11 protein-coding genes and 1 pseudogene are annotated in these 15,683 nt (G+C 62.8%); 7 read left to right on the top strand and 5 right to left on the bottom strand.

What is annotated here, in order from left to right; genetic code table 11:
• The coding region (locus AC1DX0_RS11365) for an extracellular solute-binding protein (RefSeq protein ID WP_477355374.1) at positions 1-1,196 on the bottom strand (1,196 nt) is incomplete at its 3' end.
• A gap of 220 nt (positions 1,197-1,416) precedes the next feature.
• On the opposite strand from AC1DX0_RS11365, the gene AC1DX0_RS11360 reads away from it, so the two are divergent.
• Both AC1DX0_RS11360 and AC1DX0_RS11355 read left to right on the top strand, forming a co-directional pair.
• The gene (locus tag AC1DX0_RS11360) at positions 1,417-2,631 is read left to right on the top strand and encodes an ROK family protein (RefSeq protein ID WP_477355371.1); all 1,215 of its coding nucleotides are present in this window, start codon (positions 1,417-1,419) and stop codon (positions 2,629-2,631) included.
• 170 nt (positions 2,632-2,801) lie between these two features.
• Positions 2,802-4,370, top strand: a pseudogene (locus AC1DX0_RS11355) (inorganic phosphate transporter); the annotation flags it as partial.
• Positions 4,371-4,595: 225 nt separating this feature from the next.
• Here AC1DX0_RS11355 and AC1DX0_RS11350 read toward each other — a convergent pair.
• Both AC1DX0_RS11350 and AC1DX0_RS11345 read right to left on the bottom strand, forming a co-directional pair.
• Positions 4,596-5,756, bottom strand: coding sequence for a patatin-like phospholipase family protein (locus AC1DX0_RS11350; protein ID WP_477355368.1), 1,161 nt, complete (start codon positions 5,754-5,756; stop codon positions 4,596-4,598).
• Complete coding sequence (locus tag AC1DX0_RS11345) at positions 5,749-6,537, bottom strand: acetoacetate decarboxylase (RefSeq protein WP_477223266.1); 789 nt, start codon at positions 6,535-6,537, stop codon at positions 5,749-5,751. The genes AC1DX0_RS11350 and AC1DX0_RS11345 overlap by 8 nt, the downstream gene beginning before the upstream one ends.
• A gap of 224 nt (positions 6,538-6,761) precedes the next feature.
• Between AC1DX0_RS11345 and AC1DX0_RS11340 the strand changes: the two genes are divergently transcribed.
• From AC1DX0_RS11340 to AC1DX0_RS11325, 4 genes are all read left to right on the top strand, one after another.
• Positions 6,762-7,550 carry a 3-hydroxybutyrate dehydrogenase gene (locus tag AC1DX0_RS11340; protein WP_477223267.1) on the top strand — a complete coding sequence of 263 codons (789 nt, stop codon included), beginning with the start codon at positions 6,762-6,764 and terminating at the stop codon, positions 7,548-7,550.
• A 73-nt stretch (positions 7,551-7,623) separates the two neighbouring features.
• Positions 7,624-8,379 carry a phosphodiesterase gene (locus AC1DX0_RS11335; RefSeq protein ID WP_477355365.1) on the top strand — a complete coding sequence of 252 codons (756 nt, stop codon included), beginning with the start codon at positions 7,624-7,626 and terminating at the stop codon, positions 8,377-8,379.
• A gap of 158 nt (positions 8,380-8,537) precedes the next feature.
• On the top strand, positions 8,538-9,533 hold the full coding sequence (locus AC1DX0_RS11330) for a Bug family tripartite tricarboxylate transporter substrate binding protein (protein WP_477223269.1): 996 nt from the start codon (positions 8,538-8,540) through the stop codon (positions 9,531-9,533).
• 20 nt (positions 9,534-9,553) lie between these two features.
• Positions 9,554-11,533, top strand: coding sequence for a tripartite tricarboxylate transporter permease (locus AC1DX0_RS11325; RefSeq protein ID WP_477223270.1), 1,980 nt, complete (start codon positions 9,554-9,556; stop codon positions 11,531-11,533).
• 1 nt (position 11,534) lies between these two features.
• Here AC1DX0_RS11325 and AC1DX0_RS11320 read toward each other — a convergent pair whose 3' ends face one another.
• Both AC1DX0_RS11320 and AC1DX0_RS11315 read right to left on the bottom strand, forming a co-directional pair.
• Positions 11,535-12,998 (bottom strand): class I adenylate-forming enzyme family protein, encoded by a 1,464-nt coding sequence (locus AC1DX0_RS11320; RefSeq protein ID WP_477223271.1) that lies wholly within the window; start codon positions 12,996-12,998, stop codon positions 11,535-11,537.
• Positions 12,995-14,047 carry a thioesterase domain-containing protein gene (locus AC1DX0_RS11315; RefSeq protein WP_477223272.1) on the bottom strand — a complete coding sequence of 351 codons (1,053 nt, stop codon included), beginning with the start codon at positions 14,045-14,047 and terminating at the stop codon, positions 12,995-12,997. The genes AC1DX0_RS11320 and AC1DX0_RS11315 overlap by 4 nt, the downstream gene beginning before the upstream one ends.
• 307 nt (positions 14,048-14,354) lie before the next feature.
• On the opposite strand from AC1DX0_RS11315, the gene AC1DX0_RS11310 reads away from it, so the two are divergent.
• Positions 14,355-15,683, top strand: coding sequence for an NAD(P)H-dependent oxidoreductase (locus AC1DX0_RS11310; protein WP_258589039.1), 1,329 nt, complete (start codon positions 14,355-14,357; stop codon positions 15,681-15,683).

Here is a 15,683-nt window from a genome sequence, read left to right as displayed (position 1 = left end):
GGCGAGGACTGGCCGAGCAGCGATTCCTGGATCGCCTGCTGCAGCGCGGTCGACAGCTCCTGGTATTTCGGCGTGGTCGGRCGCGGATACATGGCGGCCAGACCGAGCTTGGCGGCGGCGATCAGCTCTTCCTGGCCCTTGGTGACCGCCGGGTCGTCATAGGACGAGGCCCAGATCGGCAGCGAGAGCTTGGCATATTGGTTCTGCGTCGCCTGCGAGGTCATGAAGGCGATGTATTTCCAGGCTTCGTCCGGATGCTTCGAGACCGCGGTGACGCCGAGGCCCATCGAGCCGTTGACGGCCGACACGTCGCTGATGCCCGTGACGCCCGGCGCCGGCACGACGCCGACCTTGCCCACGACCTTCGAGTCCTTCGGATCGTTGGCCATATTGTACATGTAGGTCCAGTTCAGCGCGAAGGCGGCGTCGCCGTTCTCAAAGACCTTGCGCACGTCCTCTTCCAGGAATTCCTTGGAATTCGGGTTGGTGAGGCCGGATTTGTAGCTGTCGACCATGTATTTCAGCGCCGAGAGGCCGCCGCCATTCTGGAAGTCCGGCTTGCCGTCCTTGAGGAAGTCGCCGCCATAGGCGCTGACCAATGTGGCGTAGTCGCAGATCGCCGCTTCGGCCTGCGACCAGCTCCAGGCGATCGGCGTCTTCAGCAGGCCCTTGTCCTGGATGATCTTGGCCTGTGCGCCGAGCTCTTCCCAAGTCTTCGGCGGCGCCTTGATGCCGGCCTTTTCCAGGATTTCCTTGTTGTAGAACAGGTATTTGGTGTCGAGGATCCAGGGCATGCCRTARTAYTTGCCGTCATACTGGACSGTGGTCCAGGCGCCGGGCAGCACGCCYTTCTTCATGTCKTCGGTRATCTTSGACGASWCGTCGACCARCACCTTGTTGGTGGCRTAYTCGGCCGGCCAGATGACGTCGAASAGCACGACGTCGTAGCCGCCGCCCGASCCTTGCGCSAGCACGGTCTTGTCGTGSAGGCCTTCATAGGGAACGAATTCGAGATTGACCTTGACGTCCGGGTTGGCCTTGGTGAAGGCATCCGTCATGGCGCGGACATCGGCCTCGCTGTAGGCAGCCTGCGCCATGAAGAGCGCGTTGAGCGTCGTTTCGGCGAAGGCGTGGGGGACGAGCAGTCCTCCCGCGAAGACCGCGCCGACCAGTGTTTTGGTGATTGTCTTAAGCATCTACTTCTCCCATTTCCGGCGTTGATGGGCCGGCGATGCCGATATTTCGCATCGCCTTCCCGGATCCATGTCGCGTGACCTGATGGTTACCCGGCTGACCAGTGGCGACAGGCTGGGAGCCTTTGCCATCTTATTCTGGGTCATTCGGTTTGCATTAAGTCAACTCGCTTGACTTAATTAGTCGATCAATATTCTAATGGAGTCAAGAGGGGAAACGCCGGTGGACGACATCAGCCCGATCCGCGCCAAAAGCGGCACCAATCAGGAAGGCACCAGCGCGCACAACCGCCGKGTCATGATCGAGGCGYTGCGKCTCAAYGGYGCGCTKTCGCGYGCCGACCTGGCGCGGGCGACGCAGCTSACCAARCARGCSGTKTCSAACATYATCGAGGATCTCGAAMGCGAYGGCCTGGTTGTCGCGCTCGATGCGGTACGCAAGGGCAGGGGGCAACCCTCGACGCCGTACAGGCTGGTGCCCGAAGGCGCCTTCGCCATCGGCCTGCATATCGACCGTCACCTGACACGGGCGGTCGCCGTCGACCTGATGGGCAGCGTGCTGGCGCGGGCCGAGGCGAACCTGCCTTTCGATGAGCCGTCGACGGGCGTCGAGATCATCCTTGAGCTGATCGCTGGTGTCCGTCGCGACCTGGCCAGCATTTCGGCCCAGTCGGAAAAACGGCTGGTCGGTCTCGGCGTTGCCATGCCCGGACCTTTCGGACTGAAGGATTCGGACGACAAATGGATGATGCCGGCCTGGCAAAAATTTCCATTGCTGGAGACGCTGGCCAAAGGCACGGGACTGAATGTCGGCCTGCAGAACGATGCCGCCGCCTGCGCCACGGCGGAGCGCATCGTCGGCGCCGCGCATGGAGTCGATCACGCGGTCTGCCTTTATGTCGGCTACGGCATCGGCGCCGGGCTGATCCTCAATGGCGAACTCTACAGCGGCGGCCACGGCAATGCCGGCGAAATCGGCATGGCGCTGCTGGCGCCGGCCGGCCCCGGTTCGACGCCGCTCGAGCACCGCGCGTCGCTGGCCTCGCTGTACCAGCATCTCGGCCTCAACCCGGCCGACAGCGACATCTACGAACAGATGAACGCCCTGGTGCTGGCCGAGAATCCCGGGATGATGGCCTGGATCGATGGKGCSGCGCATGATCTGCGCTGGAGCGTGCATCTCATCGAAACGATCTTCGAYCCGCAGACCGTSATCCTGACCAGCGGYGCGCCGGAAGCGCTGGCGCGCCGGCTTGTCGAGGCGATGCATCCRCTGCTGCCGTCGATCGCCGACCGGCCSGGCCGGAACCTGCCGCGCCTGCAACTCGGCACCACCGACCCTTGGTCGATCGCGCTCGGCGCGGCCGCGGCGCCGATCAGCCGCGCCTTCGATCCGCTGTTCTCGGCGATCCTGAAGACAAGCCCTGGTCCGCTGTAGCAGCGTCGAAGACCTAAAAGTACGTCGCGTCGACCGGCGCGTAGTTCATCCAAACCCGAAGTCACCTTTGGGCGACATGCATTAAAGCCGGCTGTCGTCGTCACACAGGGTTCATCGACCGGACATAGCGTCTTTCTCAGTTCTTTGCTGCAATGCAATAGGAGTGGGACATGGTGGACATAATTTCCAGTGAGGCGGGCATTCCGAGACCGGATCATCCGCTGGATAGTTCGGGCAGCGCCAAGTGGTTCCTGCCGGCCTTCGGCGTGCTGGTTCTGGTCGGCGTGGTCTATGTCGGTTACGCGTTGAGCCAGGATCTGGCGGTGGCCAAGACCGTGCCGTGGATCCTGCTCGGCATCGCCTTGCTGATCGCGCTCGGCTTCGAATTCGTCAACGGTTTCCACGACACCGCCAATGCGGTGGCGACCGTCATCTACACGCGCTCCCTGCCGGCCGAATTCGCCGTCATGTGGTCCGGCGCCTTCAATTTCCTTGGCGTTCTCACCTCCAGCGGCGCGGTCGCCTTCGGCATCCTGTCGCTGCTGCCGGTCGAGCTGATCCTGCAGGTCGGCTCCTCCTCCGGCTTTGCCATGGTGTTCGCGCTGCTGGTCGCTGCCATCCTGTGGAATCTCGGCACCTGGTTCCTCGGCCTGCCGGCGTCGAGTTCGCACACGATGGTCGGCTCGATCATCGGCGTCGGCCTCGCCAACCAGTTCATGGCGGCCGGCAGCGCCACCAGCGGCGTCGACTGGTCGCAGGCGACCAATGTCGGTGTGACCTTGCTGGTGTCGCCGATCATCGGCTTCTTCGCTGCCGCCATCCTGCTCTATGCAATGAAGCTTCTGGTGCGCAATCCGGCGCTCTACGAAGCTCCGAAGGGCAACGCTCCGCCACCCTGGTGGATCCGAGCCCTGCTGATCTTCACCTGCACCGGGGTCAGCTTCGCGCATGGCTCGAATGACGGCCAGAAAGGCATGGGCCTGATCATGCTGATCCTGATCGGCGTCGTGCCGACGGCCTATGCGCTCAACCGTACGCCCGACATCAACTATCTCGAAGCCTACAAGTCGGCTTCGGTCAGCGTCGAGACCGCGTTGGGCAAATACGTCAAGCCCGGTGTCACCATTGCCGATGCGAAGGCCGCAAAGGCGACCGTCCAAGATGCCGTGCGCACGAGGACCTGGAGCGATCAGACGACAGTCGCGCTGCAGACCTACATCCACAACACGACCGCTTCGCTGGGGCCGTATCCATCCGTCGAAACGGTGCCGACCGATCTGGTCAGCAATGCCCGTAACGACATCTACCTGATCGGCGAGGCGCTCAAGCTGATCGACAAGAAGCAGTTGCTGCCAATGGAGGCCGCCGATCTCAAGGCGGTGACTGACTATCACAAGGCCGTCGACAACGCGACGAAGTTCATCCCGATCTGGGTGAAGGTCGCCGTGGCCCTGGCGCTTGGCCTCGGCACCATGGTCGGCTGGAAACGCATCGTCGTGACCGTCGGCGAGAAGATCGGCAAGAGCCACCTGACCTATGGCCAGGGTGCGGCGGCAGAGCTCGTCGCCATGGTGACCATCGGCATGGCAGACCGGCTCGGTCTGCCGGTGTCGACAACCCATGTGCTGTCGTCGGGCGTCGCCGGAACGATGGCCGCCAACGGCTCGGGCCTGCAATGGTCGACAGTGCGCAACCTGCTGCTGGCCTGGGTGCTGACCCTGCCATGCTCGATCACGCTGCGGGACAGCACCCCCCTCTGTCCTGCCGGACATCTCCCCCGCAAGGGGGGAGATTGGCAGCTTGACCGTCAGCACCAATCTTTCAACGCTGGTAATTAGCGAAAGCAGGCGAGACATCCGATCTCCCCCCTTTGCGGGGGAGATGTCCGGCAGGACAGAGGGGGGTGTGAAGGAACTCGACGGTGCCTGGTATGGACAGGGTCCTTCGATATTCCTTGCCTGACCTTAAGTCGGATCCTCGCGGTGCAGATCGTGGATGGCAACGCCATCGACATTGGTCGGCATCGTCAGCCATTTGCGATGGCGCAAGGTGCGCTGCGTGTCTTCCAGGCCTGTCTCCCAATGCTCGCGCATCGAAGTGCCGGAGAATTCATAGTCCTTGGCATGCCCCTCATAGCCTTTGTGCTGGTAGATGAGGTGCACGATGTTGACGATGCCGGCATCGGAATAGTCGGCGATCAGCGCTTCTTCCGCCGGCGTCAGCTGCTCCTTCGGCACGCGCTTGAGCGCATCGAGCAGCCGCATCTTCAGGCTATGGATGCGCTTGAAATTGTCGGTGTTCTGGCGCGTGCGGCTGGAATACATGATGTCCTTGTGGCGCGACAGCACGTCCGGCATGCTGCGCGGCAGGACGCCACGGGCGCTGAACAGGTCGACCTGGAACACGAGGGAAGAACGGTCTTCGTCCTGGTCGAGCAGATACTGCAGCGGTGTGTTGGAGACGATGCCGCCGTCCCAGTAATATTCGCCTTCGATGCGGACCGACGGAAAGGCCGGCGGCAGCGCGCCGCTGGCCATGATGTGCTCGGGTCCGATGCGCACCTTCTCGGTATCGAAATAGACGAAATTGCCGGTGCGGACATTGACCGCGCCAACGCTCAGCCGCTTCTTGCCGTCGTTGAGGATATCGAAGTCGATCAGGCTCTCGAGCGTGTCCTTCAGCTCGGCCGTGTCGTAAAAGCTGGTCGCACCCTCCGCGCCTTGCGGCTCGAACCAGGGATTGGGATTGCGCGGCTTGAAGAAGCCGGKCTGGCCCATGGCCATCGTCATCCACGACGAGGTGCGGTTGCGGATGTCGCGGTAGATGTCGCCTTCAGGCGTATAGGACCAGATCTTGCGGCCCGAGATGGTCTGCCAGAACTCTTCCAGCCGCTGCAGGCGGYGGCTCGGCTCATTGCCGGCGATGATCGAGGCGTTGATCGCGCCGATCGAGACGCCGGACAGCCAGCTCGGCTCGCAGCCGGCATCGGCCAGCGCCTGGTAAACGCCGGCCTGATAGGCGCCGAGCGCGCCGCCACCCTGGAAGACCAGGGCGATGCGGTCGTACTGCGCCGAGATCTCCGCGATCGTGGCGGCTGCTTCCTTGTTTCGGTTGCGCTCAAGCACGAATTTTCTCCGGCTGGGTTGTGCTGGTTGTGAGCCGGCTGTGCTCGCTGAGATAGTCGTGCACGACCTCGCCCAAGCCAAGCGTCAGGTCGGCTTTGAAGTGGACGGCGGAGACGATGTCGAGCACCGGCAGCTTCCCCACGTCGGCCATCACATGGGGCCTGAGATCAAGCGCCGCCGGCGCCGTCCAGGCTTCCTTCAGCGTGATGTCGGTAAGGTAATAGCGCACCAGTTCGCAGATGCGCGGCGTGCCGTCGACATGCGGGATGATCTTGATCAGGAAATTGGGAGCGGCGAGCGCTGCGAGCACGGAATCGTGGTCGGCTTCCCGGTGCTTGTAGCCCATCGTGCCGGTGGCGCACAGAACGCTGCCATAGTGCAGCGTACCGACGATCACCTCGCCTTCATGGACGATCTTGGGGTTGGCCAGCTTCTTGGGGAAACCCCAGAGCTCGCGGCCGCCAGCGATCGGCGCGTCGTCGTCGAGATACATCGAATGGACGTAGCCGCCATGCTGGCCCTTATACTTCACCGGGATGACCTGGCCGGTCTCGGTGTAGTCGCCGAAGCCGGTTGAATCAGGCATGCGGATGAATTCATACTTGACCAACGGCTCGTCGATCTCCAGCGGCGCCGGCACCACGGCTTCGAGCGCCTCGCGCGTCGTGCGATAGGTGATGATGATGTATTCGCGGTCGAAGAAACGATATGGCCCGGGCGGGAAAGACGGATTGGTCAGCGGCATCGCATAGGCGCGCTTCACGACATCGGCGATTTCCAAGCTTCTCACCCACTGGTTCAGGAACGATCCATACGAGACGTGCAGGAGGATTATGTTGCACGGCAGCATGACAGTGCCATGTCACGCCGCGCCAATGCCAGCTTCAAGGCGCTCGGAAAGGATCACAACATTGTAATCGCAATGACATATGGTCATGCCATTGTTATGTTGCGGTGCACAAACCATGTGTGCCAACAGTTCCCTCACCTGTCGCGAGATCTCCCATGGGTTCCCTATCTTCGAAGAATGCGCTCGTCACCGGCTCGACCAGCGGTATCGGCCTGGCCATCGCTCGCGCCTTTGCCGCCGAAGGCGCCAACGTCACCATCAATGGTCTCGGTGACCCGGCGGCCATCGAGCAGGAGCGCGCCGGTATCGAGAAGGATTTCGGCGTCAAGTGCCGCTACTCCGACGCCAACATGATGGACGGTGCCGCGGTGAGCGCCATGGTGCATGACGCCGAGGCGGCGTTCGGCAGTCTCGACATCTTGGTCAACAATGCCGGCATCCAGCACGTCGCGCCGATCGAGGAGTTTCCCGACGACAAATGGGAAGCCATCATCCGCATCAATCTTCTGGCCGCCTTCTATGCCATCAAGGCGGTGGTGCCCGGCATGAAGGCACGCAAATGGGGCCGCATCATCAACACGGCATCGGCGCATGCGCTGGTCGCCTCGCCGTTCAAGTCGGCCTATGTCTCGGCCAAGCACGGCATTGCCGGCCTGACCAAGACTGTGGCGCTCGAAACCGCGCAGGACGGCATCACCGTCAACGCCATCGCGCCGGGCTATGTCTGGACGCCGCTGGTCGAAAAGCAGATCCCCGACACGATGAAGGCGCGCGGCATGACCGAAGAGCAGGTCAAGCACGACGTGCTSYTGGCSGCACAGCCGACGAAGGARTTCGTYACCGTCGAGGARCTTGCSGCGCTGACGCTGTTCCTGTGYTCSGAYGCRGCCAGGCAGATCACCGGCACGACCTTGCCGATGGATGGCGGCTGGACGGCRCAGTAGAGGGTCCATCGAGGCGTTCCATTTGTCCGCCGGTGCCGCCAGGTGCCAGCGGGAAAACACTGCGGTCAGGTCCATGAAAATTATCCAGCTCTCCGATCCGCATCTGATGACGCCGGGTGGCCTTCTCTATGGCTCAGATCCGCTGACAAGGTTGGAGGCCTGCCTTGCCGACATCGGCAAGAACCATGCGGATGCCGAACTGGTGGTGATCTCAGGCGACCTGACCAATGACGGCGAGCGCGCCGCCTATGCGGCGTTACGGGAGAGGCTGGCGCAATTTTCTCCGCCCTGCCGGCTGATGCTCGGCAACCACGATGACCGGGCGTTGTTTTTCGAGATGTTCCCGGAGGCTGCCACCGAGCGCGGGTTCGTGCAGAGCGTGTTCGACGGCAGCGAGGGCCGCCTGATCCTGCTCGACACGCTGGACAGCGGCCATGTCGAGGGCAGGCTTTGCGCGGCCCGGCTCGAATGGCTGGATGAAAAGCTCGGGGAAGCGCGCGGCCCGGTCTTCCTGTTCATGCATCACCCGCCTTTCCGCATACACATGCCGGTGCTCGACGAGGTCAGGCTCGCCGACGCCRATGCCTTCCACGACGTTCTGTCGCGCCATGGCAATGTCGGCCACATCTTCGCCGGCCACGTCCATCGGCCGATCGCCGGCAGCTGGCGCGGCATACCGGTCAGCACGCTGCGCAGCACCAACCATCAGACCGCACTCGATTTTTCGCAGAGCTGGAGCCTGGGCCACGAGCCGCCGGCCTATGCCGTGATCTTCATCGATGCGGATGGGGTGATCGTGCATTTCCACGATTTTCCCGTCGCCGGCTAATGCATATGCCGCCAACAGGATCAGGGCGCTGACCCGCCATTCCAGCTCGCAGAATGGCTGTCGTAACTGTGATCTGATCCCCGCATCATCCCCGTGAAAATTATTACCGATTTGTAAGGTCATGGGTTAGAACCGCTTTGGGTTCATGCGGGATTGATATGTTGGCTACGATCCTTGGCGCGTTGCGCGCGCTTTTCGTCCTTGCCGCCGGTCTTACCTTTGCGATGTGCGCGGAGGCGCAAGCGGTCGAATTCAAGACCATCACGATCAAGGTCGGCTACGGCCCCGGCGGAGGCTATGACCAGACGTCGCGCGTGATCGCGCGCCATCTTGGCCGGTTTCTGCCGGGCAACCCGGATATCGTCGTTCAGAATGTGCCGGGCGGCGGCAGCCTCAAACTGACCAAGATGGTGCTGGGCAGCGAGCCTGCCGATGGAAGCGTCATCGCTTCGGTCAGCGAGGCCATGTCCTATGCGCCGGTGCTTGATCCGCAGAACGCGAATTTCGACCCGCTTGCCCTGCAGTGGATCGGCTCGCTCGTCAACGAGCCGGCCTATTGCCTGACCGCCAGAAGCTCCGGCATCGACACGATGGACAAGTTCCTGCAGTCCGATTTTCTGATTGGCGCGACCGGCAAGAGCAGCGTGACCTATATTTTCGCGGCACTGGTCAAGAACGGGCTGAAGGCGAAGTTCAAGATCGTCACGGGCTTTGAAGGCACCGCCGATATCGAACTGGCAATGCAGCGCGGCGAGATCGCCGGCATGTGCGGCGTCTCCAGTTACAACATCTCCGAAAACCGCGACACGCTCAACCTCATCGGCACCTTCGGCCAGGGCACAGTTGCAGGCCAGGAGAAGTTCACCGCAGGGATCGAGGACCCGAAGGTCCGGGAAGCGGCCGCGCTCATCGAGACGGCCTTGCAGTTCCATCACCCGTTGGTTGTCCCGCCGGGAACACCCAAGGAGACGGTCGAGGCGCTTCGCAAGGGGTATATGGAGATGGTCAGGGATCCGGCGTTTTTGGCCGACATCGGCAAGCTTAGCGAAATGACCGTCAACGCCACCAGCGGCGAGGACATAAGCCGGCTCGTGTCGCAGCAGTTGAAGGTGGATCCGGACGTGTTCGAGACCGCCAGAAATCTGGTGAAGTAGATTTCTGGCGAGGCGCAACGGTGGATCTGATCCTTACCGCCATCGTCGAGATGGCCCAGCCATTCCGTATGCTGATGCTGGTGACCGGTGTTTTCGCCGGTCTGATTGTCGGCGTTGTCCCGGGCATCGGTGGGCTGTTCGCGATGGCCCTGCTGATCCCCATGACCTACAATATGGACGCCTATGCCGCCTTCGCGCTGTTGCTTGGCATGGGATCGGTCAACACCACCTCCGACACCATACCCGCGATCCTGTTCGGGGTTCCGGGTTCGGTCGGCGCGGCGGCAACGGTGCTGGACGGCCATGCCATGGCCAAGAAGGGCGAAGCCGCGCGGGCCTTCGGGGCGTCCTATTCCGCGTCGATGATCGGCGGCGTGTTCGGTGCGCTGGTGCTTGCCGCGGCAATTCCCATCATGCGGCCGCTTGTCCTCTATCTGAAGACGCCCGACTTCTTTGCCATCTGCGCCTTCGGCCTTTCCATCGTCGCGATGCTGGCGGGGAGCCAGCCGCTGAAGGGATTGGCGGCGGCCATGTTCGGCATGCTGGCCTCATTCGTCGGCATCGACAAGATCGCCGGCATCGACCGATGGACCTTCGGTGAAATCTATCTCTGGGACGGTCTGCCGGTTGCGCTGGTGTTTCTCGGCCTGTTCGGCCTGCCCGAGCTGGCATCGCTTCTGCTGCGTGGTTCCATCCAGGGCAACGCCGAGAGACCAACCTACGCCGGCATGTGGCAAGGCATCATGGACACGCTGCGGGAGTGGCCGCTGGTCCTGCGCTGCAGCGCCATAGGCTCCTTGCTTGGTGCCGTTCCCGGCGTCGGCATCGCGGTGCTGGACTGGATCGCCTATGGCTATGCGGCGCGCCGGCCAGGCTCCGGACCGAAGTTCGGCGAGGGCAATGTGAGGGGCGTCATCGCCCCCGAAAGCGCCAACAATGCCAAGGAAGGCGGCTCACTGATCCCGACCATCGCCTTCGGCGTGCCGGGTTCGGCCTCGATGAGCATTCTGCTCGGCGCCTTTGTCGTCCATGGGCTCGTTCCAGGCCCTGACATGCTCGGCAAGAATGCTGCGCTGACGATGTCGATGGTGTTCAGCATCGCCGTGGCAAACATAGTGGGCGCGGTGACCTGCCTTGTGCTGACCCGGCCGCTGGCGCGCGTCGCGCAGGTCTCCGCCGCTATACTGGTGCCGCTGGTGGTGACCTTCATCGTGGTCGGCGCGTACCAGACCAATATGAGCGCTTTCGACTTTGCGCTGGTCATCGGTGTCGGCGCCGTCGGCATGGCGATGAAGGAACTCAATTGGCCGCGCTCGGCCTTCTCGCTGGGGTTCGTGCTCGGACCAAGCCTGGAGAATTATTTCTTTCTTGCCTACCAGATTTCCGGCTGGTCATGGCTTGCCCAGCCGCTGGTGCTCATATTGCTCGGCCTGGCCGTGGTAGGTGTCGTCAGGCAGACCCTGTCATGGATCAGGGCCAGAAATCCTGGCGGCCCGCTGCCGCCGGTGCTGCCCGACATTGTCGCGGGCGCAGCCATGACATTGCTGGCGCTCGCCGCACTGGTGACTGCCGCGATCGGCTTCCCCTTCGAGGCCGCCATCTTCCCGATCATCACGGCCGGATTGCTGATGGGTTTTTCGCTGGCGACCACAGTGCAGACAACACTGCGATGGCGAAGGCGGACGCCGTCCACGCCTGTCTCACCTGCGCCCGTGGGGACGCCGGGCGAATGGTCGCCGGCTACGGAACCGACCATGAAGGGCAATCTCGGCGTCCTGGGCCTCTGCCTTGCCCTGGCCGTTCTGATCCTGCTGGTCGGGCATCTCGCCGCGACGTTCATTTTCGTTGCCGGCAGCATCGCGGTGCTTGGGTCGACATCATGGCGGTCACCGCTGACGATCGCCGCCGCCACGACGGTTTTTGTCTATTCGGTTTTCGACATGCTGGCATCCCAGCCATGGCCGACGCCGTGGCTCGCCGGCATCGGAGGGATTTTCTAGATCATTTACCTGCCAGCGTTTCGACCAGCTGGCGGCGCAGCAACTTGCCGTTGTCGCTGTAGGGCAATGAGGCGACGAGCCGGATCTCGCGCGGGCGCCGGTCGGGTGCGATGTTGGCGCGCAGGAAAGCCTGGAACTCCTCGACCGTTCCCTGTTGGGAAACAATGAATACCGCGATTTCCTGCCCCAGGGTCTCGTCCGCGAATCCGGCCACGGCGACATCCTGCACCTTGGGATGGGTGCGGATCAGTTTCTCGAGCTCCTGCGGCGCGACGCTGACGCCGCCGCGAACGATCATATCGGCTTCCCGATCGACGATCGTCACGAACCCGTCCGCGTCCAGGAAACCGATATCGCCGGGGATGCCCCAGTCGGAGCCCATGATCTGCGGATCGACGAACAGGCGGTTGCCAGGCATCAGCACGGCCGAGGCCATGGTCGGTGTCCGCGCCTTGATCAGCCCCCGTTCCCCTTGCTGCAGCACGCGGCCATCGGCGCCGATGATCTCGATCTGCACGCCGGCCACCGGACGGCCGGCACTTTCAGGCTTCGCCAGGATATCCAAGCCCGACAGCGAGGATATTAGGCCGGTGAGGCTTGAGGAGTAGCTTATCCGGTAGCCCGGTGAGAGGTATCGATAGGCGGCGATCTTGTCTTCGCCTTTCGCCGGTCCGCCGACGCTGTAGAGAACGGAAAGTTCGGGAAGGAGATGGGTGGTGCGTTCGCCGGTCTCCTTGACCATCCGCGCTATCACCGATGGCGCCAGCGCCGTGCCGCTTGCCTGGAACGACAGCAGCGCCTCGATGAGCTCCGAGGGCGTGAACAGCGGAGGGAAGAACCGCACGACGCCGCCGTAGAGCAGATAGCCGAAAATCTGGTGGCGCATCGCCGAATAGGACAGGGCCATCGGCGTCAGAAATCGCTTGGCGGTTCCTTCCACCACGCTCCGGCGCGCCGCGACACGCCTGGCGAGCGCCTCATGCGACTGCGTATAGGCCTTGGGGTCGCCCGTGGTGCCGGACGAGAAGATCAGGAAGGCCGGGCTGGACTCATCCATCGGGGTGCTGGCGTTGAAACCTGGCGTCGAGATCGATTTCCAACCGGCGTCAAAGAGCGCGTTCGGGTAGATTTCGTCGCCGGGCATGGCGCGGCTTTCGAAAACCATTTTCAGGCCGAAGTCGCGCGCCTGCCTCGCACGCTGACTTCTGGGTGTTCGAAAATCGACAACGACGGGGGTGGCGCTGTTTCTCCAGCAGGCGAGGATGGACAGGACCACGTCGATATTGTCGACCATGGCGAGGCCGACGCGGTCGCCGGGCTCAATGCCCGACGCGCTGAGATTGGCGGCAAGATGCCCGATCTGGATCAGCGCCTGCGCATAGGTGATCTGCGACCGGTCGCTGACCATCGCGACCTTGTCGCCATGAGCGGCGAAGGCCTCCAGTATCTGCCGGCCAAAACTCATTGCCGGTGCTGGACCGTGGTCGCCCCGGGTCTTTCGGCGAGGAAAGCGAGAATCTCCGCATCGATCGCGTCCATGTTGGCCTTGCGGAACTTGTTGTGCGTGCCCGGCATCACGACCGTTTTCACGCTCGCCTTGTCGGACGCCCAGCCCTTGTAATCCTTCACCGTGGTGGCGCCCCATTCGGAACTGGCCAGGATGAGTACGTCGCAGGGATAGGAGGAGGGTACGAAGCCTGCGGCTGCCTGCAGAAGCGTGCTTTTGTACGCTTTTTTGCGCAAATGTCGCCCGAGGCGTGTCTGGCCCAGTCCCATCGTGCCCATCGCGTCGCGCAACAGCCGCCAGTAGGTCACCTTGCCCGCGATCTGGCGGCGCCTGCTCTCGGTCAGGCGATCGTCGGGCATCGGCTTCAGCCAGGCAGAGCCGGGCGAGGGCGGATCGATGAGTATGATCGCGGGCCGCTTGCCCGTTGCCTCATGGCTCAGCCGGCCGACTTCGATCGCCAGCAGGCCGCCCACGCATATGCCGCCGATCACGTCAGGATGCTGGCCGGTCACTGAAGTGAGAGCCTCGAAGTAACTGGAGCAGATTTCGGCCATGCCGGAATAGGGGGTCTCACCGGACTCGGTGCCCATGCCACGCACGGCCATGATGGCGTATTTCTCTTTCAGCCGTTTGCTGAAGCGATTGGCAAACAGAGCCGAGCCGGTAATGCCATGGATCATGGCGATCGGCTGATGGCCGATGCTTCCCGCCACCGGTACGATCAGCTCGCGGGCCGGATGGACCGGCACCAGCGACGCGATCAGCCGGCCGAACTCGCGCGGTGTCTGCGCCTCGAGCAGGACCGATGTCTGGAGCTTGACGCCGAACCGTTTCTGCACGGCAAGCACCAGCGTCTCGGCCATCAGCGAATCACCGCCGAGATCGAAGAAATTGTCGTCGAGACCGACCGAGGGAACCTGCAATTCCCCGGCGAAGATGCCGGCAATCGCATGTGCCGGTCCGTCGCCCGGCGATGCAACAGGCCGAACCCGTTGTTGGACATTCATCGGAAAGCCCCTGCCGATGCCTATCCCTGCCTTTTACGCACTGATGGTCCAGCGAACAAGCCTTGGCAGGTCTTGCCGGAAGCGATGGCGTCAAAGCATCTGACTTTTTGTGAGGGTGTTGTGCATCTGTAGCTGATCGCTGGGCTCCGAATATTGGACTTTCACCACCGCTTTTCGTCTCCGCTCTCGTCTGCGGGGAAAGAGCCTCAAAAGCACACAGATTTGGACATTAGTCTTGACAGAAATACAGATGTTCAATACCGGTCAAGCGAATGAACAAGCCTGCACTATGGGAGGAATGACCGGTATGGCTTCCAATGTTTCGTTGACGGGCCTCGCCCGCGATCTCGAGGAACGCGGCAAGTCGGGCAAGCCCATCCGCATCGGTTTGATCGGCTCCGGCGAGATGGGAACCGACATCGTCACCCGCGTCGCCCACATGTCGGGCATCGAGATCGGCGCCATTTCCGAACTGAACCTGCCGGCTGCCAGCAGGGCGGTGGATATCGCCTTCCAGGAAACCGGGCATGCGCGCGAAGTGTCGAACGCTTCTGCGATGACGGCCGCTATGGAAGCCGGCAAGGTGGCGGTCACCAACGACGCCAGCCTGGTCATCAACAATGACCTGATCGACGTCGTCATCGATGCCACCGGTGTTCCCGCCGTCGGCGCCGAGATCGGCCTGCGCGCCATGGAGCACGGCAAGCATCTGGTGATGATGAATGTCGAGGCCGACGTCACCATCGGCGCCTATCTGAAGAGCGAGGCCGACCGGCTTGGCGTCACCTATTCGCTGGGCGCCGGCGACGAGCCGTCCTCCTGCATGGAACTGATCGAATTCGTCTCGGCTATGGGCCATCCGATCGTCGCCGCTGGCAAGGGCAAGAACAATCCGCTCAACATCGATGCCACGCCGCCCGCCTATGAGGAAGAGGCCAAGCGCCGGCACATGAATGTGCGCATGCTGGTCGAATTCGTCGATGGTTCGAAGACCATGGTCGAGATGGCGGCGATCGCCAACGCCACCGGGCTGGTGCCCGACAAGGCCGGCATGCATGGCCCCGCGGCAACGCTCGGCGAACTCTCGAAAGTGTTGGTGCCTGAAAAGGATGGCGGCGTGCTGTCCAGGGTCGGCGTCGTCGACTACTCGATCGGCAAGGGCGTCGCGCCCGGCGTTTTCGTCGTCGCCGACATGTCGCATCCGCGCATTTCGGAGCGCATGGAAGATCTGAAGATGGGCAAGGGCCCGTACTTCACCTTCCATCGTCCTTATCACCTGACCTCGCTCGAAGTCCCCCTGACCTGCGCCCGCGTCGTGCTCTACGGCAAGGCCGACATGGTTCCGCTGGCCAAGCCGGTGGCCGAAGTTGCCGCCGTGGCCAAGAAGGACATGCAGCCCGGCGAGAAACTCGATGCGATCGGCGAATATTGCTACCGCGCCTGGATCATGACGGCGCCGGAAGCGCATGCCGCCAAGGCCATTCCCTGCGGCCTGCTGCAGGGCGGCTCGGTCACCGCGCCGATCAAGAAGGGCGAACTCATCACCTATGCGAATGCAGCCCCGGCCCCGGGCTCCAAGATCGCCGAGCTGCGCGCCCGCCAGGACAAACTTGTCTACGGAACCGTTGGAGCCTGA

The organism is Mesorhizobium sp. P3_A9, from assembly GCF_056402975.1.
The sequence above is the reverse complement of the archived record's forward strand: the minus strand, read 5'-3'. Positions and strand labels throughout refer to the sequence as shown.

Excerpts from the sequence above, each read along its gene's own strand:
- AC1DX0_RS11330 (WP_477223269.1), top strand. The coding sequence starts at position 8,538 with ATGTTGGCTACGATCCTTGGCGCGTTGCGCGCGCTTTTCGTCCTTGCC.
- AC1DX0_RS11310 (WP_258589039.1), top strand. The coding sequence starts at position 14,355 with ATGGCTTCCAATGTTTCGTTGACGGGCCTCGCCCGCGATCTCGAGGAA.
- AC1DX0_RS11320 (WP_477223271.1), bottom strand. The coding sequence starts at position 12,998 with ATGAGTTTTGGCCGGCAGATACTGGAGGCCTTCGCCGCTCATGGCGAC.
- AC1DX0_RS11315 (WP_477223272.1), bottom strand. The coding sequence starts at position 14,047 with ATGAATGTCCAACAACGGGTTCGGCCTGTTGCATCGCCGGGCGACGGA.